This is a genomic window from Ruegeria sp. BB6 (assembly GCF_056539385.1).
Map to the genome: position 1 here is coordinate 62,890 of NZ_JBQFUW010000011.1, position 19,953 is coordinate 82,842.

Consider the following 19,953-nt stretch of genomic DNA (forward strand, 5'->3'; position numbering starts at 1 on the left):
GGCTGATTGGCACTATTCTGGTCTTCTTCACTATTTAAATTGTCGGGGCCGGCCTCTTGATCCTCAACAAAGGCATGAGCGCCGGACGTCACCTCATTGTCAGTGGCACCAGATCGCATCGGTTGGTTGATGCCGTCAATGACGGGCTTCCGGTACGCACGGTTGACTCAGACAATCAATCGGCCTAAAGCCCCCTCCAAACATCCGGAAGCCTCTTGATCTTCCGGTCCCTTGAGTCGTTCAGGGATCGCCCCCCACCAGCGAGTTTCGCCCGTGGGGGCAATTGTGTATTTAACCGGCGTTTCCTACCTAGGAAGGGCCACGAGATAACCGGCTAAGGAGGCCGAAGGCATGTTTGAAAATCTATCCGAACGCCTTTCCGGCGTCTTCGACCGGCTGACGAAACAGGGTGCGCTGTCCGAGGAAGACGTCAAGACCGCCCTGCGCGAAGTGCGGGTTGCGCTGCTTGAGGCCGACGTCTCGCTGCCAGTCGCGCGCGAGTTCGTCAAGAAAGTGCAGGAACAGGCGACCGGTCAGGCCGTTACCAAGTCGATCACCCCCGGCCAGCAGGTCGTCAAGATCGTACACGACGCACTGGTCGACACCCTGCGCGGCGAGGAAGACCCCGGCAAGCTGAAGGTCGACAACCCACCTGCGCCGATCCTGATGGTCGGTCTGCAAGGCTCGGGTAAGACAACCACAACCGGCAAGCTGGCCAAACGTCTGAAAGAGAAAGAGGGCAAAAAGGTCCTGATGGCCTCGCTCGACGTCTATCGCCCGGCGGCGATGGATCAGTTGGCCGTTCTGGGCACGCAGGTCGGCGTCGATACCCTGCCGATCGTGCCCGGCCAGAAACCTGTCGACATCGCCAAACGCGCCAAGCAACAGGCGACGCTGGGCGGCTATGACGTCTATATGCTGGATACCGCAGGCCGTCTGCACATCGACGAAGTCCTGATGGACGAGGTCGAGCAGGTCCGCAACGCGGTCGACCCGCGCGAAACCCTGCTGGTGGTCGATGGCCTGACCGGTCAGGTCGCCGTTGAGGTGGCCGAGGAGTTTGACGCCAAGGTCGGCATCTCGGGCGTGGTCCTGACCCGGATGGACGGTGACGGGCGCGGTGGTGCGGCGCTGTCGATGCGCGCGGTCACCGGTAAGCCGATCCGCTTTGTCGGTCTGGGCGAGAAGATGGACGCGCTCGAAACCTTCGAGCCGGACCGGATCGCCGGTCGTATTCTGGGCATGGGCGACATCGTTGCTCTGGTCGAAAAGGCCCAGGAAACGATGGAGATGGAACAGACCGAGCGCATGATGAAGCGCATGGTCAAAGGTCAGTTCAACATGAACGACTTGAAGATGCAGCTGGAACAGATGATCCAGATGGGCGGCATGCAGGGCATGATGGGCATGATGCCGGGCATGGGCAAGATGGCCAAGCAGGTCGAAGAAGCAGGCATGGACGACAAGGTGCTCAAGCGCCAGATCGCCATGATCCAGTCCATGACCAAACGCGAACGCGCCAATCCGCAGCTATTGCAGGCCAGCCGCAAGAAACGCATCGCCGCCGGTTCGGGGATGGAGGTCAGCGACCTCAACAAGCTGCTCAAGATGCACCGGCAGATGTCGGACATGATGAAGAAGATGGGCAAGATGGGCAAAGGCAAGATGCTGAAACAGGCCATGAAAGGCATGTTCGGCAAAGGCGGCCCCTCGCCCGAGGAAATGGCTGCGGGTATGGACCCCAAAGCGCTGGAACAGGCGGCCAAGGCTATGGGCAAGATGCCCGGTGGAATGCCCGGAATGGGCGGCGGGATGGCTCTGCCTCCGGGCCTGAGCGGATTTGGCAAGAAGAAGTGAACCTGATCGAGCAACATATCCCCCGGCTTGAGACCGAGCGCCTGATCCTGCGCGCGCCGTCCGAGGCTGATCTGGACGCAGAAGCGGAATTCTACGCCAGCGCGGCGGCGGACTTCGTTGGCGGCCACAAAACCCGTAGCGAAACATGGCGTTTGATCGCATTGTTTCTGGGGCATTGGGCGCTACGTGGCTATGGGTTCTGGGGGGTCGAGGAAAAAGACACCGGCACCTATGTAGGCCGCGTTGGCCTGTGGTTTCCCGATGGCTGGCCCGAGCCCGAGATTGGCTGGACTCTGATGACCAGCGCCACCGGAAATGGCTATGCGACCGAGGCTGCAATGGCCGCGCGTACTCATGCCTATGATGTGCTGGGTTGGGATACAGCGATTTCGCTGATCGACCCAGACAACCACGCAAGCAAGGCCGTGGCCAAACGGCTGGGGGCTGCGTTCGACTATCACTATGAACACCCGAAATTCGGCACATCCGAGATCTGGCGGCACCCTGCCCCCGCCGATCTGGTAAATGGCGGCATGGAGGCTTACGCATGACCAACCCCGTGACACAGGCCGCCGCGCTGTTGAAAGAACACCGCGAAAGCATCGACCGGCTGGACGCCATCCTTGTCTATACGCTGGGCGAGCGGTTCAAGCACACGCAGGCCGTTGGCAAGCTCAAGGCCGAACACGACCTTCCCCCGTCCGATCCCACGCGCGAGGCCGCGCAGATCGCACGGTTAGAAGACCTGGCGAAACAGGCCGATCTGGACCCTGACTTCGCCAAGGCTTTCCTGAATTTCATCATTCAGGAAGTCATCCGACACCACCGGAAACATCAGGAATAAACGCCCGTTTCCACGAATACCAAGAATAGCCGGACAAGACCCCGGTCTTTACAAATACACGCTTCTGGCGTGATGCCATTCAAAGGAGATACCACCATGGCAATGAAAATTCGTCTCGCCCGCGGCGGCTCGAAAAAGCGTCCTTTCTACCGCATCGTAGCGGCCGACAGCCGTATGCCCCGCGACGGCCGTTTCATCGAGAAACTGGGAACCTACAACCCGCTGCTGCCCAAAGACAGCGAAGAGCGCGTGAAAATGAACATGGAGCGCATCCAGTACTGGCTGGATCAGGGCGCCCAGCCCACCGACCGGATCGCACGTATGCTGGAAGCTGCCGGCACCCGCGAAAAGGCCGAGCGCAACAACCCCAACAAGGGTACTCCGGGCAAGAAAGCCCAAGAGCGCGCCGAAGAAAAAGCGGCCAAGGCTGCTGAAGCGGCAGAAGCTGCTGCTGCACCGGCTGAAGAAGCGGCTGCAGAAGAATAAGCAGGCGGGCGCGTGCGGGATCAGACCTTCACCGACGATTTTCGCACGCAGTTTGACCTGTTGTTGCGGCTCCGGCGCGATGTGCGTCGGTTCCGCACCGACGCGATTGACGAGGCAGTGCTGACGCGCTGCCTCGACGCGTTTCGGCTGGCCCCTTCGGTGGGGCTGAGCGAACCCTGGCGCGTGATCCGCGTCGAAAGTCAGGCCGCGCGCGACGCGGCGCTGCGAAATTTTCAAACCGCCAATGCACAGGCGCTGGAAGGCTATTCCGGCGAGAAGGCGCAGCTTTATAGCCGCCTGAAACTGTCAGGCATGCGCGAAGCACCGGTGCAACTGGCTGTGTTCTGCGACGACGCTACCGACAAAGGGCAGGGTCTGGGCGCAGGCACGATGCCCGAAATGCGGCGCTATTCCGTGGTCTCGGCCATCACCCTGTTCTGGCTGACCCTGCGGACCGAGGGGTTGGGGCTGGGCTGGGTTTCGATCCTGGACCCCGACCAAATGGCGCGCGATCTGAACGTGCCCGACGACTGGCGGCTGATCGGCTATTTCTGTGTCGGCTGGCCCGAGGCACCGTCGGACACCCCGGAACTGGAACAAGTTGGCTGGGAATGCCGCGACGACACTTTGCCTGTTGAGGTTCGGTAAGGCGATGTTCGGTTTGTTACGACTTCCCATTCTGATGATGATCGCCTTTATTGTGGGCGTGTTTTTTGAACGCTCCAACCAGCGCGAAGTTTGCGCCGAGATTGGACAATGGCAGGACGGGCTATGTGTGACGGATGGGCCAAATGATTGATCTGATCTGCGTTGGCAGCATTGCAGGATCGTATGGCGTGCGCGGTGAAGTGCGGCTCAAGAGCTATTGCGCGATTCCCGAAGACATCGAAACCTATTCGCCCCTGACAGACGAAGACGGGAACGAGCGTTATCCTCTGGTCCTGACCCGCTCGATCAAGAACGGCTTTGCCGCGCGGCTGGGTGGCGTGGAAACCAAGGAACAGGCCGACGAGTTGAAAGGTTTGCGCCTTTTTGCTCGGCGTGATCAGTTGCCATCACTGCCCGACGACGAATTTTATCATACCGATCTGATCGGGCTGGACGTCTATGACACCGGTGGCACGCTGCTGGGCCGGGTCAAATCGGTGCAGAACCACGGCGCGACGGACCTGCTGGAATTGCACGGGCCGGGCTTGAAAGCCACTGTACTGCTGCCGTTCACGCTTGCGGCTGTTCCGACCGTCGATCTGGAAAAGGGTCGCATCGTCGCCGATCCCCCGGATGGCCTGATCTGATGCGCCGTGTCCTGCTGCATCTTGGGCTACACAAAACGGGCACAACCGCAGCGCAGTCTTTTCTTTTTGAAAACCGCGAGCTGATCTGGCCGCATTTCGCGCTGGTTCTACCTTACCGCACCCGCAAATCCGGCCTGTCGCGCGCGGCCACCAATCACTCGGTCTACGGCACGGTCGGCACTCTGTCGGAATTCGGCGGCCAAGTGCGTGACTTTCTGGAAACGCTGGACTTTGGAGGCAAGCGCGGGCTTCTCGTCAGCGAGGAAAACTTCGCTGGTTTGCGTCCCAGCCGCAACCTCGAGCAAGGCTACGCTGCTGCCCCGGACCTTGCAGCGTGTCTGGTCGACTCTATCCACCACAGATTTGCAGGGCAGGCAGTCGAGATCACGATCTACCTGTCCCTCCGCCAACGTGGAAGCTGGCTGCGTAGCCTGTGGGCGCACGACTTGCAGCGGATGCGGCAGGTTCAGGACTTTGACACCTATCGCGCAGACATGGACCACCTCCCGCCGTTGCAGGACACAGTGGACCGGATCAAAGAAAAATTACCGTCCGTGACGGTTTTGTCCGAGTGGTTGGAAGAGTTGCAGTTACGGCGTTTTGGCCCCGGCACACCGTTTGCAGATTTTTTGAATCTGCCTCGGAACAAGGCCAATCTTCTGGTCCCGCCCGCCAATTCAAACCCGCGACTGCCAGAGGACGTTTTGGCGGAATTGCTGGACCTGAACCGTTCACATCTGGACGAGGCGGCTCTGGTCGAGCAAAAGAAGGCCATCGTCGAACGCGCGCAAAAGGCTCTGATTGGCACGACATGACTGACAAACCCTCAAAGTCCCACGGCCGCAAGGCGATCCGACCGACCCTGAAACCGCGTGAACTGTTGACCCCGACACCGGACCTACACGGCGTTTGGAAAGCGAAGATTATCACGCTGTTCCCGTCGGCCTTTCCCGGCGTGCTGGGCGAAAGCCTGACCGGCAAAGCGTTGCAGGAAGGATTGTGGCAGCTAGAGACGGTCGACCTGCGTCAGTTCGGCGTCGGCAAGCATCGCAATGTGGACGACACCCCAGCCGGAGGCGGTGCGGGAATGGTTCTGCGCGCTGATGTCTTGGGCGAAGCGATCGAACATACGATGGCGGGTGTGCATGGGAACTGGCCCCTGATCTATCTCAGCCCACGCGGACGCCGGATGGACCAGCGCATGATGCAGAACCTTGCGCGTTGTGACGGCATGACCCTGCTCTGCGGCCGGTTTGAGGGCGTGGACGAGCGTGTGCTTGAGCACTACGGCGTTCAGGAGGTCTCATTGGGCGATTTTGTCATGACGGGTGGTGAAATTGCTGCTCAGGCGCTGATCGACGCAACGGTGCGCCTGATCCCGGGCGTATTGGGCAACCAAGCCTCGGCCGAGGAGGAGAGCTTTTCTTCCGGGCTGTTGGAACACCCGCAATATACCCGCCCCGCCGAATGGAAGGGGCGTCCGATCCCCGATATCCTGATGTCCGGTCATCACGGTCGCATCGCTGACTGGCGGCACGAGATGTCAGAACAGATCACGCGCGACCGTCGGCCCGACCTGTGGGACGCCTATCGCAAGTCGCGCGACTAGCCCGCTTTCCACCGCGTCCAGATGTCGGGCGGGCCGTTGAACGTATTGATGTCCACCGGCCCATCCACGCCGGGAACCAGCCCGGTTCCGGTGTATTGCCAGAACCGCCAGACGGCCTTGGGGTAAACAGTGCGCGGATGCCCCGCGACAGACCGCAACCAGAACTCGGTCTTGGGCAGGCGACCGATCTCTGTATCGCCATAGAAATCCACGGTCGTATAGACGATCGGACGGCGCCCATAGTGACGCTCCAGAATATCAAGAAAGCGCTGCGCCTCGGCCCGAACGGTTGCGCCATCGGGACGCAGAGTGCAGGTCTTGGAATGTGGCGTCCACTCCATGTCCAGCACATGCGGCAGGTCTGATCCTCGGGGCACATTCTTGATAAACCAGCGCGCCTGCTCATGCGCGGGCCGACAGAAATAATAGTAGTGATATGCGCCCCACGGCACCCCCGCCGCGCGCGCGCCCACGCTATGCGCATTGAACATCGGGTCTGCGACATCTCCGCCTTCGGTGGCCTTGATGAATACGAAACTGACGCCCGACGCTTTGGCCCGACGCCAGTCGATGGGTCCCTGCCAACGCGACACGTCCAGCCCGTGCACCGGGTATTGACCGGGATGCCGCCCCTCCCAGTCATGGGGGTCGGCATCGCCGAAGGATGGAAAGACCACGGATGGTGAAGTCGTGTCCAGAAAGGCTTTGGCCTCGACCTGTTGCGGCGGAGGGCTGTTGCGACCGCAGGACAGGGTCGCAAAGGCGATTAAAGCCAGCATCAGAGCTGTGCGCATGTTCTGTTCCTGTATAAATTTCTGCTCGTATAATTGCCTTCCAGAATGCCTGATCGCCCCCGTAAGGCAACGGTGTTGTTTTTCGGCGGCGAAAACTCACCAACCGGCCCTGTAAAATATGACGATTTGGGCTTGATCCCTGCGATCAAAGCCCTTAAACGACCGCAATCCGGTGCCGCACTTGCGCGACTCCGGTGTTTTGGTTTGGTCCTCGTCGTGACGCCCGGCTTTCTTCAGCTACGGCGCGGCGGAACAAACCGCACCAAAGGAACATTCGATCTGACCTCTGGCGGGCTGTACGCAGAACCCGGTGAAGACCAAGAGCTCTCAGCCCGTGCCCAAACTTCGTGGACCAACCACGAGCAGATAGGAGTGAATGCGATGGACCTGATCGCACAGCTTGAGGCGGAACAGATTGCCGCCCTGGGGAAAGACATCCCCGATTTCAAAGCCGGTGACACCATCCGTGTCGGCTTTAAAGTGACCGAAGGGTCGCGTACCCGTGTGCAGAACTACGAAGGCGTCTGCATCGCGCGCAAAGGTGGCAGCGGCATCGCCGGTTCGTTCACCGTCCGCAAAATTTCGTTCGGCGAAGGCGTGGAGCGTGTATTCCCGCTGCATTCGACCAACATCGACAGCATCACCGTTGTCCGCCGTGGCCGCGTCCGTCGCGCCAAACTGTACTATCTGCGCACCCGTCGCGGTAAATCCGCGCGTATCGCAGAGGTCACCAACTACAAGCCCAAGGCTGGCGCCGAGGCGTAAGGAGCGGAAAGATGAAAAAAGACATCCATCCCGACTACCACATCATCGACGTCAAACTGACCGATGGCACCGTGGTTCAGATGAAATCCACCTGGGGCGCCGAGGGCGACCAGCTGGCCCTGGAAATCGACCCCTCCGTGCACCCCGCATGGACCGGTGGCGGCGCGCGCCTGATGGACGCCGGCGGCCGTGTGTCGAAGTTCAAAAAGAAATACGAAGGTCTGGGCTTCTAAGCCGGACCCGGTTCTCAAACGAAAGGCCGCCCCTTTGGGCGGCCTTTTTTGTTTCGCCCTATGCGCTAAACGTGGGCAGGCGGCGCAACGTGTTCCTTGTACCGCTCCAGCATCAAGCGATACTCGGTCGGCACGTCACGTATTGAAAGCAATCCGACGACCTTCCCTCGGCTAAGAACTGGAAGATGTCGGAACCCGCCATCGACCATGATCCTAAGTGCATCCGCCGGACCGCTGTTTACGGACACAACCTGGGGATTGGGCGTCATGATCTCTCGCACCATCGTGTCGGATGTACGCTTGCTTTGGCAAATGCACTTTCGGATTACGTCGCGCTCGCTCAGGATACCTACAAGGGTATCTTCCTCCAAAACCACAAGCGCACCCACGTTCAGGCGATCCAGAACATGACACGCTTTGCGAACGGTCTCGTCAGGCGATGTTTGAGGGATTTCGCGGTGTTCGACAATTTGCGCAACAGACTGAATAACCATGATGTAACTCCTAAATAAAACTGCCTCAGAATAGCACAGATTTACGAAACCCGAGGTTAAATCATTCACAAAATGCTCATTTCAGGCCGGGAGCAACAGAATTTGGATCAGCGCTGTTTTGCCAGTTCCGCAGCACTGTGAACTGGCGGGACCGGACCACGCAAAAGAACCAGAGCAAGCGCCATGCCGATCAGCGCTGCAATCGCGGTGATCATCATTGCACTGTCAAAAGCGTTGTCCTGCAAGTCCCGCAGAGCCTTTGCCAGTGCGGTTCCGCTCTGAGGTTCCATCGCCGAGATCAACTGCTGGATCTGGCTTGGGGTTCCGTGTGCAAGCGCATGGGCGAGATCCTCGCGCTGGGTTGAACCGCTGGGCAGCGCGTCGATCACTTCGGACAAGCCTCGTCGGATGGTGATCGCCTCGGCCAAACCGCACACAACCGCGCCCAAAGTTGCGCCGAAATAGAGGCAGGCGTTTATAACACCAGACCCCTGCCCCACATGCGCTTCTGGAAGCAGCCGCAAGCCAAGGCGTGGTAGCAGCGAAAAACAAATACCCAACCCGACCCCGACCATCATCAGTTTCCACCAAATCTCGCCGTATTGCGTCGTGTTCGTTGTTGCCATCAACAGCAGGAACCCGCAGGCCATCGCACCTAGTCCGATTACGACCGGCCAACGGAAACTGTAGGGCGCCAGAAACCGCGGTGCCGTGACCGAAATAACGAACATGCTGAGGCTGAGCGGCATGATCGCCAGCCCCGCGCCAACGGGTGAGTACCCAAAGGCGTCTGGCGACTGCACGAAAGTATTGAAATAGACAAAGAACCCAAACAGCGTGAAGCCGGTGAAAAACATCCCCGCGGCGGCCATGAAATAGCGTGGATGACGAAAATACCTCAGCTCGATCAACGGATCATCGCTGCGCCGCGCGGCGAGAACGATACCGACAGTAGCCAGTGCTGCGACGCCCAACGGCACCAGCGTCATTGGCGTTGTCCAACCGTTGCTTTCCCCGCTACTGAGCGCAAAAGACAGTGGTCCGAGAAACAGCAGGATTGCTATGGCCCCGAGGTAATCGAACCGTGCCCCGGCAAGACGCGTATCCGGGACGTATTTCTGCTTGCTCACTTTCAAGCCAATAACAAAGGCGATCACCAAAAGGATCAGATCGGTAGCGAACACCGCGCGCCAACTGACGTAGTGGGCAAATGCACCGCCGACTATGGGGCCAACGCCAATCGCCAGCCCGACGATCGCGCCCCAGGCGCCTGTCACGCTGGCGCGTTGTTCCTCGGGCGTTGCCGCAGTCAACAGCGACAGAGACGTGCCAAACAATGCCGCAGCACCCGCCCCTTGCGCGCCGCGCCCAATCAAGAGCATCGCGCCATCTTGTGCGAAAAGGACAAGGGAAGACCCTATGGCAAAGACGATCATGCCAAAGAAGAACACCCCCATCTTGCCCGTGATGTCCCCCAACCGACTGACGATAGTCACCAAGGTGGCGCTGGCGACGGTGTACGTCGCCATGACCCATTGCAGGCCCGACGGCGTCAGATCGAATTCGGCCTTGAGGTTGGGCAGGATGGTCGCAACTGCGGTTGTGTTGAACCCAACGACCATCATGCAGATCGCGGTCATAGCCAGAACGACCCGCGCCCCATCCGGATGTGAAATCGCCTGTGACATCGCTCCGCCCTCAAACCCACCGGCGCCTTTGGGACGCCACATCAACACCTTAGCAGGTTTTGGCCCATCGCATAACCTCAGATCCAATAGGACAGGGCAAGCGGCAAAACAGCGATTGTTGTCAGCGTTGACACCAGAATAAACCCAGCCACGTCCGGCCCGTATTCCGGCATGTGTTGATCAATGAACAGGTAAGTTGCCACCGATGACGGCATCAGACAGCACAGGATAACCGCCCCGCGCTCAGCGCCGGTAAAGCCGAATGCCCAGACCAGCGTGGTCGCAATCGCAATCGCCATAATCAGATGCAGCACGGTCAGGATGATGGCGCGGCCAAGGCGTTGTACCTGAAGGCTCGCCAGTGTGTGACCCAGAGTCAAAAGCATCAGTGGGATGGAAAGACCGCCGAGAATGTCAAACGACTTGGCCACAGGCTGCGGCAGGCTGTACCCCGTCGCCATCAGCACCAGTGAAACGATTACCGCGTAGATGATCGGGGACGTGGCCAGCTTTTTCGGTGAAAACTCACCAGCCGGTATCCACATGCCCACGGTGAAGATGCTGATCAGGACGACCACCACAAAGCCCATCGTGTACGCCATCCCGGCATCGCCCAGCGCCAAAAGCGTGATCGGCAGGCCGATATTGCCGACATTGCCGTGCATCAAAGGCGTCAGGAACGCACGGACCGGCAAGCGCATGGCCCTAAGAGCCACAAACCCCAGCACGCCAAAGCCTGCAATCGCCAGCGCCGCCGCAGCCATCACATCCAGGAATGTCCCCACCGCGATCTTTGTCGTTGAAAGGTGCGAGATGATCAGCGTCGGATACCCGACCCGAGACACGATCCCACCGATGACCTTGTTGTCGAACGGGGCTTTGAACAACGCCAGACTGTATCCGATCCCAGCGCAGATCAGCACGGGCAGGACCACGTTCAGCACGTTTAGAAACAGATGGTCCACCGCAAGCCCCTGATCCAATTTCGTAATTCGGACAGTGAAACAGGTGGTTGAGTTTGGCAAGCGTGCGACCAAACCCAACCCTGAGATTTCCGCGACAGCGAATTTTATTGAGCACCGACTGTGTTTCGGGTTCTTCCCTTCCCAGCTTCCACAACATATAGTGTTTTTCAACAACGTGTGGTCAAACACGGCGGGACGTGGGAATACAGGTATGGCACATATCATCGTAGTGGGGAACGAGAAGGGCGGCGCAGGCAAGTCTACCGTTTCAATGCACGTCGCCACAGCGCTGGCACGGCTGGGGCATAAGGTCAGCACGCTGGACCTTGATCTTCGGCAACGCAGCCTTGGACGCTATTTTGAAAATCGCGCCAATTTCCTGAAAAACTCGGACCTGACCCTGCCGACACCACGCCACCACGACCTGCCCGAGATCGACGCGACCAAGTTGAAACCGGGCGAGAATATCTATGACCATCGTCTATCTGCCGCAGTTGCCGAGCTGGAAAGCGACAGCGATTTCATCCTGATTGACTGCCCCGGCTCGCATACGCGCCTCAGCCAGGTGGCGCATTCTCTGGCCGATACGCTAATCACCCCGCTGAACGACAGTTTCATCGACTTTGACCTGCTGGCAAGGATTGACTCAAAGGGCGAAAAAATCCTCGGCCCGTCAGTTTATTCCGAGATGGTCTGGAACGCCCGTCAGTTGCGCGCGCAGGCAGGTCTGAAACCGATCGACTGGGTCGTTGTGCGCAACCGTGTGGGTACGCAGCGCATGGTCAACAAGGAAAAGATGCAGCGCGCGATCGAGATGCTGTCGCAACGCATCGGGTTCCGCGTCGCCTCGGGCTTTTCCGAACGCGTGATCTTCCGCGAGTTGTTCCCGCGCGGGCTGACCTTGCTGGACCTCAAGGATATCGGAGTCAAACAGCTCAATATCTCGAACATCGCAGCGCGTCAGGAACTGCGCGACATGATGAAAGAGCTGAACCTGCCGGGCGTCGAGATCGACTTTTAACCGTTATACACGGTAAACAGCTCTTTCGGTTCCGGCACGCCACGCAGCATGTAACGCCCGACCGAGATCAAATCCTGACTGCACGGCATGGCCGCCTGCGCCACATCGTCTGAAATCAGAATACGCTGCCCCAGTGACCGGTGCATTCCCGCAATCCTTGCAGTCTGGTTCACAGCCGGTCCGATCACGGTGAAATCAAGCCGACTTTCCGACCCGATATTGCCGTACAAAATCTCACCTGCATGCAGGGCCAGCGTGAAATTGGCGACCGGAAGGCCAGCGGCGCTGCGCTCCTCGTTCAGCAGCGTGATCCTCTCTTGCAGCACAGGCACCGCTTTCAAAGCCGCGCGCGCGTCTTCGTCAATCTCGCCCACGTCGAACATGGCCATCAGCCCGTCGCCCATAAATTTCAGGATGTTTCCGTCATTGTCGTGCACCACCCCGACGGCCACTGCCAGGTAGTCATTCAGCATGTCGATGATCTCGCTGCCCGGCAACTCTTCGGACAGGCTGGTGAACCCCTCCAGATCAAAGTTCCAGATCACAGCATCAATCTGCTGCAGAGAGCCGCGCCGAATTTCGCCCGAAAGAACACGGCGACCGGCTTCGCGGCCCAGATAGACACGCATCAGATCCTCGGAGACCCGCGCGTTCGACGCCGATTTCAGCGCCAAACCCAAATGGGGCAACGCAGTGTTGATCAGTTCCAGATCGCCGTCACGAAACCCGTCCGGAGCATTCGACGTCCAGGACAGCAACACACCATCCACGGCTTTCTTGGCGTCCCGCGGCGCGTTGTGCGTCGGGACATCGAACGTCACACCCCGCGCATAATACTCGGTCGCCCCATTCTCTCTGAGCTCATTGATCAGGGGAAACCGGCTGGGTTCGTTCTGATCCACCATGCGTTCGTGAACAACCTCGACATCATCGTTGAGAATGGCAAAAAGCGGGCTTTTCTGCCAATCCTCGCTGACATCTTCCGAATACTCGAACTTCTGATAATCCCCGCCACGCCCCTGGTACCAGCTATACCCCGTACCGCCATAAACCGGGTGCAGCGCAGATTGCGCCGCGTGAAACCGCATCAAGGGCACACCCATATCAATAAGCCGTGTGCAGTACCCGTCCAGAAGTTCTTCTTTTTCGGCACCAGCAAGGCCACGCGATACCAGCCAATTAATAAGATCGTTCGTTTTCGCCGCGTTGGGGTCCGGGGCTGTCATGTCAAAATCCTGCGTCCACTCAGGGTGTCATCTGGGGTCACCTAGCGTAAATTACCAGTGGTCAATCCATATGCGCCAGCCGTCCAAGCATTTTGCGCAACAGGGCAACCTCATCCTCTTGGAACATCCCCGCCAACTTGGTGTCGTATCTCTGCGCGATTTCGCACAGTTCGCGGTAAACCGTCTGCCCGGTAGCCGTTAGCGTCAACTGCTCGAGCCGGCGATCTGATTGGCTCCGAGTGCGCGCAAGGTATCTGCGCTGCTCTAATTTGCTGACTGCACGGCTGATCTTGGTCTTGTGAATCCGCGCCCGCGTTCCGATCTCTTTCGCGGTCATCTCACCGTAATTGCCCAAGTGAAACAGAACGCGCCATTCGGTGCGCAACATTCCGTACCGATCCTTATAGGCCCGCTGAAACTCTAACGAGCTTTCCTCGGCCGCCCGGTTCAGCAGGTAGGGCAGGAAAACCCGCAGATCAAATTCATCTTTTTTGTCGGAATCCGTGTTCGTCATGCTTGTTAGTTACAAAATCAACTATTATCGGACAAGCAGCAAATGGAGGAACACGGGATGAATCGTCCGACGGATCCGCACAGCCTGACACAAGCCAGCAGCCCGGTGGGGACGCACGAAGGCTACATGCCCGGCTTTGGCAATGACTTTGAGACCGAGGCTCTGCCCGGCGCTTTGCCCCAAGGGATGAACAGTCCGCAGCGCTGTAACTACGGGCTGTATGGCGAGCAACTCAGCGGCACCGCCTTTACAGCCAATCCACCCGAGAGGACGTGGTGCTATCGTATCCGGCCTTCGGTGAAACATTCGCATCGCTACGAAAAGATCGACCTGCCCTATTGGAAATCCGCACCTTACGTCGATCCTGATGTGATCAGTCTGGGCCAGTACCGCTGGGACGCGGTTGCCCATTCAGACGAAGGGCTGACGTGGCTGACCGGGATGCGCACCATGACCTCGGCTGGCGACGTGAACACGCAGGTGGGCATGGCCAGCCATATCTATCTGGTCACCGAATCCATGGTGGATGACTACTTTTTCTCAGCCGATTCCGAGCTTCTGGTGGTGCCGCAGGAAGGCCGCCTGCGCTTTGCGACCGAATTGGGGATCATCGACCTAGAGCCGAAAGAGATCGCCATCATCCCGCGTGGCTTGCTGTACCGGGTTGAGGTTCTGGAAGGGCCCGCGCGTGGGTTTGTCTGCGAAAACTACGGGCAAAAGTTTGAATTGCCCGGGCGCGGTCCAATCGGCGCCAACTGCATGGCCAATCCGCGCGACTTCAAGGCCCCCGTCGCAGCTTTTGAGGACCGAGAGGTTCCCTCGACCGTCACCGTCAAATGGTGCGGACAGTTCCACACAACGCAGATCGGTCAAAGCCCGCTGGACGTGGTCGCTTGGCATGGCAACTACGTGCCTTACAAATATGACCTGCGCACGTATTGCCCAGTCGGAGCAATCCTGTTCGACCACCCCGATCCGTCGATCTTTACCGTACTGACGGCCCCGTCAGGTCAGCCCGGCACGGCCAATATCGACTTTGTCCTGTTCCGCGAGCGCTGGATGGTGGCCGAGGACACGTTCCGCCCGCCGTGGTACCACAAGAACATCATGTCCGAGCTGATGGGCAACATCTACGGCCAGTACGACGCCAAACCGCAGGGCTTTGTTCCCGGCGGCATGAGCCTGCACAACATGATGCTGCCTCACGGACCAGACCGCGAGGCGTTCGACAAGGCGTCGAATTCCAACCTTGGGCCGGACAAGCTGGACAACACCATGTCCTTCATGTTTGAAACCCGGTTCCCTCAGCATCTAACCCCATTCGCAGCAAATGAAGCCCCGTTGCAGGATGACTACATTGACTGCTGGACCTCTCTTGAGAAAAAGTTCGACGGTACGCCGGGGAAAAAGTGATGGATGGAGGATACATAGTCATAGCCGTGTTCTCAGGCATTTTCGGGTTGTCGATTTGGGCATTGCGCGGACGCTGGAACGGAAAGCGCGACCACTACAGGCACAACCCAATGCCCGGCCATCGCCAAGAGGGTTCTTCCGGCGGGACCAATCCCAGCGGCGACTGAAAGATGGAAATCAGGAACATGTGGTACACCATTTCCCAGCGCCACATCCTCAAAGACGACAAAGACGACAAGGATCAAAGATGCCTCTAATGACATCCTGGGTGGCCTCGGCCAATTACGCCCACCACCCTTTTCCGCTGAACAACCTGCCTTATGGCGTGTTCTCGACCGACGGCGATGAACCGCGCTGCGGAGTGGCGATCGGAGACATGATCTTTGATGTCACAGCCGCAGAAGCCGAAGGATTGATCCAGTTGGCGGACGAGCCGCTGTTCGACCTGCCCTTCTGGAACCCGCTGATGGAACAAGGCCCGGCGGTCTGGGCCGCGTTGCGAGACCGGCTAACAGACCTTCTGGCCGAGGGCAGCGAGGCACGGCCCGACATTGAACACCTTCTGGTCGCTCAAAGCGACGCCGAAATGCATATGCCCGTCGCCGTCAGCGAATACACCGATTTCTATGCCGGACGGCATCACGCGCAGAATGTCGGCACCATGTTCCGTGGCCCTGAAAACGCGCTGCCGCCGAACTGGTTGCACATTCCGATTGGCTATAACGGCCGCGCGTCTTCGGTGGTGGTTTCCGGCACCGACATCCGCCGCCCTTGGGGTCAGTTGAAATCGCCCGACCACGACCGCCCGGCCTTTCTGCCCAGCCGCCGCTTCGACATCGAGCTGGAAATGGGCGCGCTTGTTGGCACGCCTTCGGACGGGCCGATCACGGTGCAGGAAGCCGACAATAACATCTTTGGCTATGTCCTGCTGAACGACTGGTCCGCGCGCGATATTCAAGCGTGGGAATACCAGCCTCTTGGGCCGTTTCAAGCCAAGGCTACGGCTACTTCGATCAGCCCGTGGATCGTCACCAAGGCGGCGCTGGAGCCGTTCCGGTGCGAGACCCCCGCGCGAGAATTCGAGCTGCTGGATCACCTGAAAGACTGCGGCCCGATGTTGTATGACATTGATCTGTCGGTAACGATGGCACCCGAGGGGAAGCCCGCCTCAACAATCGCCAGAACGAATTACAAAGAGATGTACTATTCCTCGGCGCAGCAACTGGCCCACCATTCGACTTCGGGCTGCCCAATGAACACTGGCGATTTGTTGGGGTCGGGCACGATCTCAGGGCCAACAAAGCCCGAGCGCGGCTCGCTTCTGGAGTTGAGCTGGGGAGGGAAAGAACCGCTTGTGCTGGACACGGGCGAAACCCGCACCTTCATCGAGGACGGCGACACCCTGACCCTGACCGGTGAGGCCAAGGGCGAAGGGTATACAATCGGGTTTGGTGACTGCGTGGGTACGGTTTTACCTGCACTGCAAGACCCTTACGGGCGCTAACCCGTGACGGCGAACCCCACATATGTCGGATATATCGCGATGAGCCTGGACGGGTTCATCGCTGATACCGATGGCAGTGTGGACTGGCTGAACCCGTTCAACGAAGCCTTATCCTCGGACGGGGGTGACGGGGGCTATGGGGAATTTATCGCATCCATTGACGCCCTGATCATGGGCCGCGCCACATATGATCAGGTTCTTGGTTGGGGTTGGCCATATGGCGAACGGCCAGCTTATGTGATGACCCGGCAAAAGAAGCTCAATGGCGAACATATCGCCGCTTCGGGCAGCATCGAGTCCCTGGAAACTGCCATTTTGAAAGCCGGGCACAAAAGAGTCTGGATTCTTGGCGGCGGCAAAACGCAACGCGCAGCGATTGACGCAGGCATGTTCGATACGCTTCGTATCTTCATCATGCCAACCCTGCTTGGTCAGGGATTGCCCTGTTTTGCCCCCGGCAAACAGCACAATCTGACGCTCATGGAAGTCTCGAAACAGCCGGGCGGCATTCTGCAAATCGACTACAGTGTAAAAGGTTGAACGATGACCAAAGCTTTCGCGTCCCAAGGGGACATGTCGGAAAAGAAAATCTCGTTTACCGAGGTCGGCGAAGGTTTGTATGCCTTCACCGCCGAAGGTGATCCGAACTCCGGCGTCATCATCGGCGACGACAGTGTCATGATTGTCGAGGCGCAGGCGACGCCGCGTCTGGCGAACAAGGTCATCGAATGCGTGCGCTCGGTCACGGACAAACCCATCACCCATGTCGCACTGACCCACTATCACGCGGTCAGGGTGCTGGGTGCCAGGGCCTTCGGTGCTCAACAGATCATCATGTCCGACATGGCCCGCGCGATGGTCGTGGAGCGTGGGCAAGAGGACTGGGACAGCGAATTCCAGCGTTTCCCCCGCCTGTTCGAGGGGCACGAAAGCATCCCCGGTCTGACATGGCCTACCACCACCTTCAGCGACACGATGACCGTCTATCTGGGCAACCGCCGGGTTGATCTGATGCATCTGGGCCGCGCGCATACGGCGGGCGACATCGTGATCCACGTGCCCGATCAGAACGTGATGTTTACCGGTGATATCGTCGAATATCACTCGGCCTGCTACTGCGGCGACGGGCATTTCGGCGACTGGGGCGACACGCTGGATGAAATCAAATGGTTCGATGTTGATGCGATTGCGCCGGGTCGCGGAGACGCTCTGGTAGGCAAAAGCATGGTGAATGCTGCCATCGAGAACACACGCGACTTTGTGGACAGCACCTATCGCCCGGCAGCCAGAGTTGCCGCGCGCGGTGGTTCCTTGAAAGACGCGTGGGATGCCGTTCGCGCCGAGTGCGATCCCAAATTCTCGGACTACGCGATCTACGAACACTGCCTGCCGTTCAACGTCGCCCGCGCTTATGACGAGGCGCGCGGCATCGACACCCCGCGCATCTGGACCGCGCAGCGCGATCTTGAGATGTGGGAAGCGTTGCAAGGTTAGGGACATAGCGTCGCATTTGATCCAGATCGTTTTGCGCGGGAAAAATCAGTGAAACCATTGGGAAAGACCACTGGGTTGGCCAGCCCAGAGGCCAAGGACTTGCGTCGCAGGGAGCCAAAGCATCGGGGAGAGAACCCATGAACAAGATTTTTGAAACGCCGCTTTACGCGTATGACCGTAGCCCGGATCAGGATGCTGCCACTCCGGTGCGTCACAAGGTGATTGTCATCGGTGCCGGGCCAGTGGGTCTGGCGGCCGCGATTGACCTAGCCCAACGTGGGGTCGAGGTCGTAGTGCTGGATGAAAACGACAAGGTCAGCTTTGGCAGCCGCGCGATTTGCTTTTCTCAACGCACACTGGACATCGCAGATCGGTTAGGTAGCGGCCTTCCCATGGTCGAGACAGGCGTCCAGTGGGACGCGGGTAAAGTTTTCTTCGACAACCGCAAGGTTTACGAGTTCAATCTTCAACCTGAAAAGGGCTATGCCAACCCCGCCTTCATCAACCTGCAACAATATCACCTTGAGAGGATCTTGGTCGATCGGGTGCGGGCACTTCAGGCGGATGGCGCTCCGATCGAAATCCGTGGACGAAACAAAGTCGAGGCCATCGGCACCCATGACGACCACGTAAAGCTTGAAGTCGAAACTCCCGAAGGTCCTTATAACGTCGAAGCCGACTGGCTGATCGCTTGTGACGGCGCACATTCTCCAACCCGCCGGATGTTGGGGCTGGATTTCGACGGTCGCGTGTTCGAGGACAACTTCCTGATCGCCGACGTGGTGATGGAGGCCGATTTTCCCTCGGAACGTTGGTTCTGGTTTGACCCCCCCTTCAACCGGGGCCAATCCGCCCTGCTGCACAAACAGCCCGACAATGTCTGGCGCATTGACCTGCAATTAGGTTGGGATATCGACAAAGAACGCGAAAAAAGGCCCGAAAACGTGATCCCGCGCCTCAAGGCCATGTTGGGCGAAGATGTCGTATTCGATCTGGAATGGGTGTCCATCTACACCTTCCAATGCCGCCGGATGGAGCGCTTTCGGTACGGTCGCGTCCTCTTTGCCGGGGACAGCGCCCATCAGGTCAGCCCATTTGGTGCCCGTGGTGCCAATTCCGGCATTCAGGACACGGACAACCTGTGCTGGAAACTGAAACTGGTGATCGACGGGCAAGCCCCGGAATTGCTGCTGGACAGCTACAGCCGCGAACGTGTGCAAGCGGCAGATGAGAACATCAGCATGTCCACGCGCTCGACCGATTTCATCACACCCAAGTCCGAGATGTCGCGCCTGTTGCGCGATGCGGTTCTGGATCTTAGCGAGCACTATGAATTTGCCCGTCCACTGGTAAATTCCGGACGGTTGAGTACACCCTGCATGTATGAAGGGTCTTCCCTGAACTCGGCTGATGCGCTGAACGGACCGGACATCACCAGACCCGGCTCGGCCTGTCCGGACGCGCCGCTGGGCGACGAATTTCTTCTGCCCAAACTGGCAGATAAGTTCACCCTTCTGACGATCGACGCGGATGCGCCCGACAGCCTCGAGGAAGGCGGGGTCGAAGCGACGCGGTTGGCGCTTTCGGTCAAAGACGATCTGACGCTGGAGTTGAAACGCCGGTATCTGGGCGACGCGACCAGCGCAGTCTATCTGATCCGACCGGATCAGCACGTGGCCGCCCGTCGTGACAATTTTGAAGAAAACGCGTTCCGGCAGGCCATCCGCCGCGCAACCGGTAAGGAGTAATCG

The 19,953-nt window shown here is 58.9% G+C and carries 24 protein-coding genes; 18 read left to right on the top strand and 6 right to left on the bottom strand.

The window, feature by feature from the left end:
• Positions 1-351 precede the first annotated feature (351 nt).
• The 9 genes from ffh (at position 352) to trmD (ending at position 6,091) form a co-directional block, all read left to right on the top strand.
• Positions 352-1,857 (top strand): signal recognition particle protein, encoded by a 1,506-nt coding sequence (ffh, locus tag ACR0B7_RS19990; protein ID WP_170577019.1) that lies wholly within the window; start codon positions 352-354, stop codon positions 1,855-1,857.
• On the top strand, positions 1,854-2,408 hold the full coding sequence (locus ACR0B7_RS19995) for a GNAT family N-acetyltransferase (RefSeq protein ID WP_170485986.1): 555 nt from the start codon (positions 1,854-1,856) through the stop codon (positions 2,406-2,408). Before ffh ends, ACR0B7_RS19995 begins: the two co-directional genes overlap by 4 nt.
• Positions 2,405-2,701: a chorismate mutase gene (locus ACR0B7_RS20000; protein WP_170388166.1), complete on the top strand. Its 297-nt coding sequence runs from the start codon at positions 2,405-2,407 to the stop codon at positions 2,699-2,701. The genes ACR0B7_RS19995 and ACR0B7_RS20000 overlap by 4 nt, the downstream gene beginning before the upstream one ends.
• Positions 2,702-2,797: 96 nt before the next feature.
• Positions 2,798-3,187 (top strand): 30S ribosomal protein S16, encoded by a 390-nt coding sequence (gene rpsP / locus ACR0B7_RS20005; protein ID WP_170388164.1) that lies wholly within the window; start codon positions 2,798-2,800, stop codon positions 3,185-3,187.
• A gap of 12 nt (positions 3,188-3,199) precedes the next feature.
• Positions 3,200-3,835, top strand: a complete 636-nt coding sequence (bluB, locus tag ACR0B7_RS20010) for a 5,6-dimethylbenzimidazole synthase (RefSeq protein ID WP_170418156.1) — start codon at positions 3,200-3,202, stop codon at positions 3,833-3,835.
• Positions 3,836-3,848: 13 nt separating this feature from the next.
• Positions 3,849-3,986 carry a hypothetical protein gene (locus tag ACR0B7_RS20015; RefSeq protein WP_170485934.1) on the top strand — a complete coding sequence of 46 codons (138 nt, stop codon included), beginning with the start codon at positions 3,849-3,851 and terminating at the stop codon, positions 3,984-3,986.
• Entirely contained in the window at positions 3,979-4,482 is a 504-nt protein-coding gene (gene rimM / locus ACR0B7_RS20020; protein WP_170485987.1) for a ribosome maturation factor RimM, read from the top strand. Before ACR0B7_RS20015 ends, rimM begins: the two co-directional genes overlap by 8 nt.
• On the top strand, positions 4,482-5,297 hold the full coding sequence (locus ACR0B7_RS20025; RefSeq protein WP_170485988.1) for a hypothetical protein: 816 nt from the start codon (positions 4,482-4,484) through the stop codon (positions 5,295-5,297). The genes rimM and ACR0B7_RS20025 overlap by 1 nt, the downstream gene beginning before the upstream one ends.
• Positions 5,294-6,091, top strand: coding sequence for a tRNA (guanosine(37)-N1)-methyltransferase TrmD (gene trmD, locus ACR0B7_RS20030; RefSeq protein ID WP_170570428.1), 798 nt, complete (start codon positions 5,294-5,296; stop codon positions 6,089-6,091). The genes ACR0B7_RS20025 and trmD overlap by 4 nt, the downstream gene beginning before the upstream one ends.
• Here the strand turns inward: trmD and ACR0B7_RS20035 are convergent.
• The gene (locus ACR0B7_RS20035; protein ID WP_170485990.1) at positions 6,088-6,885 is read right to left on the bottom strand and encodes a glycoside hydrolase family 25 protein; all 798 of its coding nucleotides are present in this window, start codon (positions 6,883-6,885) and stop codon (positions 6,088-6,090) included. The two genes, trmD and ACR0B7_RS20035, sit on opposite strands and share 4 nt — an antisense overlap.
• Before the next feature lie 381 nt (positions 6,886-7,266).
• On the opposite strand from ACR0B7_RS20035, the gene rplS reads away from it, so the two are divergent.
• Complete coding sequence (gene rplS, locus ACR0B7_RS20040) at positions 7,267-7,650, top strand: 50S ribosomal protein L19 (RefSeq protein ID WP_039541573.1); 384 nt, start codon at positions 7,267-7,269, stop codon at positions 7,648-7,650.
• An 11-nt stretch (positions 7,651-7,661) separates the two neighbouring features.
• Positions 7,662-7,883, top strand: coding sequence for a 50S ribosomal protein L31 (gene rpmE / locus ACR0B7_RS20045; protein WP_170388151.1), 222 nt, complete (start codon positions 7,662-7,664; stop codon positions 7,881-7,883).
• A 65-nt stretch (positions 7,884-7,948) separates the two neighbouring features.
• On the opposite strand, the gene ACR0B7_RS20050 is transcribed toward rpmE, so the two are convergent.
• The 3 genes from ACR0B7_RS20050 to ACR0B7_RS20060 all read right to left on the bottom strand — a co-directional run bounded on the left by ACR0B7_RS20050 (position 7,949) and on the right by ACR0B7_RS20060 (position 11,030).
• Entirely contained in the window at positions 7,949-8,377 is a 429-nt protein-coding gene (locus tag ACR0B7_RS20050; protein WP_170485991.1) for a CBS domain-containing protein, read from the bottom strand.
• A 107-nt stretch (positions 8,378-8,484) separates the two neighbouring features.
• Positions 8,485-10,107, bottom strand: a complete 1,623-nt coding sequence (locus ACR0B7_RS20055; protein WP_170485992.1) for an MFS transporter — start codon at positions 10,105-10,107, stop codon at positions 8,485-8,487.
• 35 nt (positions 10,108-10,142) lie between these two features.
• The gene (locus ACR0B7_RS20060) at positions 10,143-11,030 is read right to left on the bottom strand and encodes an AEC family transporter (RefSeq protein WP_170570431.1); all 888 of its coding nucleotides are present in this window, start codon (positions 11,028-11,030) and stop codon (positions 10,143-10,145) included.
• Positions 11,031-11,241: 211 nt separating this feature from the next.
• Between ACR0B7_RS20060 and ACR0B7_RS20065 the strand changes: the two genes are divergently transcribed.
• On the top strand, positions 11,242-12,051 hold the full coding sequence (locus tag ACR0B7_RS20065; RefSeq protein ID WP_170388145.1) for a division plane positioning ATPase MipZ: 810 nt from the start codon (positions 11,242-11,244) through the stop codon (positions 12,049-12,051).
• On the opposite strand, the gene ACR0B7_RS20070 is transcribed toward ACR0B7_RS20065, so the two are convergent.
• Both ACR0B7_RS20070 and ACR0B7_RS20075 read right to left on the bottom strand, forming a co-directional pair.
• A complete protein-coding gene (locus tag ACR0B7_RS20070; RefSeq protein ID WP_170577020.1) occupies positions 12,048-13,277 on the bottom strand; it encodes an adenylate/guanylate cyclase domain-containing protein in 1,230 nt (409 codons plus the stop codon). The genes ACR0B7_RS20065 and ACR0B7_RS20070 overlap by 4 nt on opposite strands.
• A 61-nt stretch (positions 13,278-13,338) precedes the next feature.
• Positions 13,339-13,791 carry a MarR family winged helix-turn-helix transcriptional regulator gene (locus ACR0B7_RS20075; RefSeq protein ID WP_170577021.1) on the bottom strand — a complete coding sequence of 151 codons (453 nt, stop codon included), beginning with the start codon at positions 13,789-13,791 and terminating at the stop codon, positions 13,339-13,341.
• Positions 13,792-13,848: 57 nt separating this feature from the next.
• Between ACR0B7_RS20075 and hmgA the strand changes: the two genes are divergently transcribed.
• The 6 genes from hmgA to ACR0B7_RS20105 all read left to right on the top strand — a co-directional run bounded on the left by hmgA (position 13,849) and on the right by ACR0B7_RS20105 (position 19,950).
• Positions 13,849-15,204 carry a homogentisate 1,2-dioxygenase gene (gene hmgA, locus ACR0B7_RS20080; RefSeq protein ID WP_170485995.1) on the top strand — a complete coding sequence of 452 codons (1,356 nt, stop codon included), beginning with the start codon at positions 13,849-13,851 and terminating at the stop codon, positions 15,202-15,204.
• On the top strand, positions 15,204-15,371 hold the full coding sequence (locus tag ACR0B7_RS20085) for a hypothetical protein (protein WP_170485996.1): 168 nt from the start codon (positions 15,204-15,206) through the stop codon (positions 15,369-15,371). Before hmgA ends, ACR0B7_RS20085 begins: the two co-directional genes overlap by 1 nt.
• Before the next feature lie 80 nt (positions 15,372-15,451).
• Positions 15,452-16,708 (top strand): fumarylacetoacetase, encoded by a 1,257-nt coding sequence (fahA, locus tag ACR0B7_RS20090; protein WP_170577022.1) that lies wholly within the window; start codon positions 15,452-15,454, stop codon positions 16,706-16,708.
• Between the two features lie 3 nt (positions 16,709-16,711).
• Positions 16,712-17,248 carry a dihydrofolate reductase family protein gene (locus ACR0B7_RS20095; protein WP_170485998.1) on the top strand — a complete coding sequence of 179 codons (537 nt, stop codon included), beginning with the start codon at positions 16,712-16,714 and terminating at the stop codon, positions 17,246-17,248.
• A gap of 3 nt (positions 17,249-17,251) precedes the next feature.
• Positions 17,252-18,202 carry an MBL fold metallo-hydrolase gene (locus tag ACR0B7_RS20100; protein ID WP_170485999.1) on the top strand — a complete coding sequence of 317 codons (951 nt, stop codon included), beginning with the start codon at positions 17,252-17,254 and terminating at the stop codon, positions 18,200-18,202.
• A 137-nt stretch (positions 18,203-18,339) separates the two neighbouring features.
• Complete coding sequence (locus tag ACR0B7_RS20105; protein WP_170577023.1) at positions 18,340-19,950, top strand: FAD-dependent oxidoreductase; 1,611 nt, start codon at positions 18,340-18,342, stop codon at positions 19,948-19,950.
• Positions 19,951-19,953: the final 3 nt, after the last annotated feature.

Bases quoted from the DNA above. Each gene is read 5' to 3' on its own strand.
- rpmE (WP_170388151.1), top strand. From the start codon at position 7,662: ATGAAAAAAGACATCCATCCCGACTACCACATCATCGACGTCAAACTG.
- ACR0B7_RS20075 (WP_170577021.1), bottom strand. From the start codon at position 13,791: ATGACGAACACGGATTCCGACAAAAAAGATGAATTTGATCTGCGGGTT.
- rplS (WP_039541573.1), top strand. From the start codon at position 7,267: ATGGACCTGATCGCACAGCTTGAGGCGGAACAGATTGCCGCCCTGGGG.
- ACR0B7_RS20035 (WP_170485990.1), bottom strand. From the start codon at position 6,885: ATGCGCACAGCTCTGATGCTGGCTTTAATCGCCTTTGCGACCCTGTCC.
- ACR0B7_RS20085 (WP_170485996.1), top strand. From the start codon at position 15,204: ATGGATGGAGGATACATAGTCATAGCCGTGTTCTCAGGCATTTTCGGG.
- hmgA (WP_170485995.1), top strand. From the start codon at position 13,849: ATGAATCGTCCGACGGATCCGCACAGCCTGACACAAGCCAGCAGCCCG.
- ACR0B7_RS20065 (WP_170388145.1), top strand. From the start codon at position 11,242: ATGGCACATATCATCGTAGTGGGGAACGAGAAGGGCGGCGCAGGCAAG.
- ACR0B7_RS20000 (WP_170388166.1), top strand. From the start codon at position 2,405: ATGACCAACCCCGTGACACAGGCCGCCGCGCTGTTGAAAGAACACCGC.
- rpsP (WP_170388164.1), top strand. From the start codon at position 2,798: ATGGCAATGAAAATTCGTCTCGCCCGCGGCGGCTCGAAAAAGCGTCCT.
- ACR0B7_RS20070 (WP_170577020.1), bottom strand. From the start codon at position 13,277: ATGACAGCCCCGGACCCCAACGCGGCGAAAACGAACGATCTTATTAAT.
- ffh (WP_170577019.1), top strand. From the start codon at position 352: ATGTTTGAAAATCTATCCGAACGCCTTTCCGGCGTCTTCGACCGGCTG.
- fahA (WP_170577022.1), top strand. From the start codon at position 15,452: ATGCCTCTAATGACATCCTGGGTGGCCTCGGCCAATTACGCCCACCAC.
- ACR0B7_RS20105 (WP_170577023.1), top strand. From the start codon at position 18,340: ATGAACAAGATTTTTGAAACGCCGCTTTACGCGTATGACCGTAGCCCG.
- ACR0B7_RS20055 (WP_170485992.1), bottom strand. From the start codon at position 10,107: ATGTGGCGTCCCAAAGGCGCCGGTGGGTTTGAGGGCGGAGCGATGTCA.
- trmD (WP_170570428.1), top strand. From the start codon at position 5,294: ATGACTGACAAACCCTCAAAGTCCCACGGCCGCAAGGCGATCCGACCG.
- ACR0B7_RS20025 (WP_170485988.1), top strand. From the start codon at position 4,482: ATGCGCCGTGTCCTGCTGCATCTTGGGCTACACAAAACGGGCACAACC.
- ACR0B7_RS20100 (WP_170485999.1), top strand. From the start codon at position 17,252: ATGACCAAAGCTTTCGCGTCCCAAGGGGACATGTCGGAAAAGAAAATC.
- rimM (WP_170485987.1), top strand. From the start codon at position 3,979: ATGATTGATCTGATCTGCGTTGGCAGCATTGCAGGATCGTATGGCGTG.
- ACR0B7_RS20050 (WP_170485991.1), bottom strand. From the start codon at position 8,377: ATGGTTATTCAGTCTGTTGCGCAAATTGTCGAACACCGCGAAATCCCT.